This window comes from Nitrosophilus sp. (assembly GCF_982775275.1).
On record NZ_CEXZHP010000112.1, the window covers coordinates 2,362 to 5,055 of the forward strand.

3 protein-coding genes are annotated in these 2,694 nt (G+C 33.4%); 2 read left to right on the forward strand and 1 reads right to left on the reverse strand.

From position 1 onward, the window contains the following. A partial coding sequence (gene lnt / locus AC30RD_RS06200; RefSeq protein ID WP_489493495.1) for an apolipoprotein N-acyltransferase occupies positions 1–1,234 on the reverse strand: 1,234 nt, incomplete at its 3' end. Between lnt and yajC the strand changes: the two genes are divergently transcribed. Together yajC and secD are read left to right on the forward strand one after the other, a co-directional pair. Continuing rightward, on the forward strand, positions 1,179–1,463 hold the full coding sequence (gene yajC / locus AC30RD_RS06205; protein ID WP_489493497.1) for a preprotein translocase subunit YajC: 285 nt from the start codon (positions 1,179–1,181) through the stop codon (positions 1,461–1,463). The genes lnt and yajC overlap by 56 nt on opposite strands. 1 nt (position 1,464) lies before the next feature. After that, on the forward strand, positions 1,465–2,694 hold a 1,230-nt coding region (gene secD, locus AC30RD_RS06210; RefSeq protein ID WP_489493498.1), incomplete at its 3' end, for a protein translocase subunit SecD.

The window sequence follows — 2,694 nt, forward strand, 5'->3', positions numbered from 1 at the left end:
CGATCATATATTTTGGAGCGTTTTTATATAAAAGAGGATGGGTTGCCTCATAACAAATAGCGTTTCTAAAAGTTATCCCATTTACCTTAAAATCTGTGGGATTTTTCGCTTTTTCATAATCTTTTGCCGAATTAAAAAAGATCTTGTTTATCAATCTAGACAAAAATTTAGGAAAAGGCACCTCCTCACCGAAAGGAACTAACACAACCTTGTCGGCGATAGTTAATTTTTCATCGATAAAAATATATGTTGAGTTATAAGAAGATGAGTTTTTTAGATGTAAAGCTCCGGTAACGATAGCTATTTTTCGACTCTGTTTTTTTAGCCTATTTAACGTATCCATATCTTTGTTTAGATACATAGGAAATGCGCTTTCTGGTAAAACTACCATATCATAACCCTCTTTTATCGCTTTTTTAATTATCTCAAAATTTAAAGAGATTATCTTTTGTCTATATATAGGATCCCACTTTTTATCTTGAGGGATTTTCGTTTCGCTTAGATATATTTTTAAGTTTGGCAGTTTTGGTCTTTTTTCTTTTAAATCAACGGCTAAAAAAAGCAAAAATAGCGCTATAAAAATAGATAATATTTTTTTTCGATATCCAACCTCATAACTCCAATTGAGGTTTATATATAAAGCAGATAAAATGAAAAAGAAAGAGATTTTATCTATTCCAAAAATTGTGTTTATAAAGGCGAGTTCTGGGATAAACCAGTTAAAACCAAATGGATGGATATAGCTTAAAAAAAGTAATAAAAAAAGTTTAGTTAAAGGAATTTTGGAATTAGGAATTAGGAATTTGGAATTAATATTTTTCCAAATTTTTAATTCCCAATTCCCAATTACTGAAATTAATAAAAATATTCCTCCATAAACTAATCCCACAAAAATTATAACGATAGGGATCATTAGATCCAAATCGTAATATCTAAAGCTAAAACTTATCCAATAAAACCATAATATTCCTATAAAAAATCCGATCCAAAAAGAGAGATTTGTTTTGGCTTTAAGTATAAAATAAAAAGCAAATAAGGAAAATATGGAGTTTAAATATATATTATCTATATTAAAAGCTTTTGCGTATATAAAAAAACTAAAAACTAATGCAATTAAAAAGGCTTTTATTAGCAAATAGATGTTAAAATACTCTCTAAATTTTTTGGAAAGGATCGATATGGAAGGACAAGCAGCCGGAGCTGGAAGTATTTTGGGTTCACTTTTACCGCTCATTATTATCTTTGCTATATTTTATTTTCTTATCATAAGACCGCAGCAACAACAGGCAAAAAAGCACAAAGAGATGATAAACTCTTTGCAAAAAGGCGATAAAGTTGTTACAAACGGCGGTTTGATCGTTGAGGTTGTAAAACCTGAAGAAGATTTTATCAAAGCTAAGCTTAATGATGAAGTAATAGTAAAGATAGATAAAAATTTTATAGCCAAAAAAATAGAGAGTTAAAATGAGGATACTAAATTATCGTTTGGTTATCTTCCTCATAGCGCTAATTGGAGGGATAGCTCTTTCTATCCCTTCCTTTTTCAACTTAAAAGAGGGACCGAAGATAACCTTGGGTTTGGATTTGCAGGGCGGTTTGCATATGCTTTTGGGAGTTGACACGGATGCCGCGATAAAATCTAAAATAAAGTCAATTGCCTCAAGCATTAAATATTATGCCGAAGATAACGATATATTGATAGAAGATATAAAAGTTGATCAAAATGGTATAACTTTTACCCTTTTAGATAAAGATGATCAGCCAAAAATTGACGAGATGTTAAAAAAAATCTCTGGGCTAAAGATAGAAAAAGATGGTTTAAAATATAAAATCTCTCTTACCAAAGAAGAGATCGAGTCTGTTAAAGAGTATGCCATAAATCAGGCGGTTGATACCATAAGAAATAGATTAGATCAGTTTGGCTTAGCAGAACCAAACGTGGCAAAACAGGGAAAAGATAAGATTTTGGTTGAGCTTCCCGGCATTAAAACACCGCAAGAAGAGCAAAGGATAAGATCCCTTATAGCAAAAGCGGCGCATCTTCAACTAATGGCCGTTGACGAAGATAGAGCGGCAAGAGTTTACTCTATGACTCCTGAAGAGGCGGCTGAATATGGAGATGTGATTTTGCCCGATGCGAAAAGTTCAAAAATCAAATATCTTTTAAAAGAGATTCCTATTTTAGACGGAAGTATGATAGTGGACGCAAAGGTTGCTTTTGATCAAAATAACCAACCTGTTATAAACTTTACGCTAAATAGCGAAGGGGCGAAAATTTTTGGGGATTTTACAGCAAAGAATGTTGGAAAACATTTAGCTATAGTTTTGGATAACAAGGTATATTCGGCTCCGGTTATTAGAGAGAGAATCGGCGGCGGAAGCGGTCAGATAAGCGGAGGTTTTACCGTTGAGGAGGCTCACGATGTAGCTATAGCTCTTAGAAGCGGTGCGCTTTTGGCGCCGGTATTTTTACTTGAAAAAAGAAGCGTTGGACCAAGCCTTGGAGCAGATAGTATAAAAGCAAGCCTCATAGCGTTAATTATCGGTTTTGTTTTGGTAGTGCTATTTATGATACTCTATTATGGGATTGCGGGAATTATAGCCGATATCGCCCTAATAGCCAATCTATTTTTAATCATAGGCATTATGGCTCTTTTTGGTGCCACTCTTACTCTTCCTGGAATGGCGGGTATC

Coding starts and splice junctions, on each gene's coding strand:
- yajC (WP_489493497.1), top strand. CDS start 1,179: ATGGAAGGACAAGCAGCCGGAGCTGGAAGTATTTTGGGTTCACTTTTA.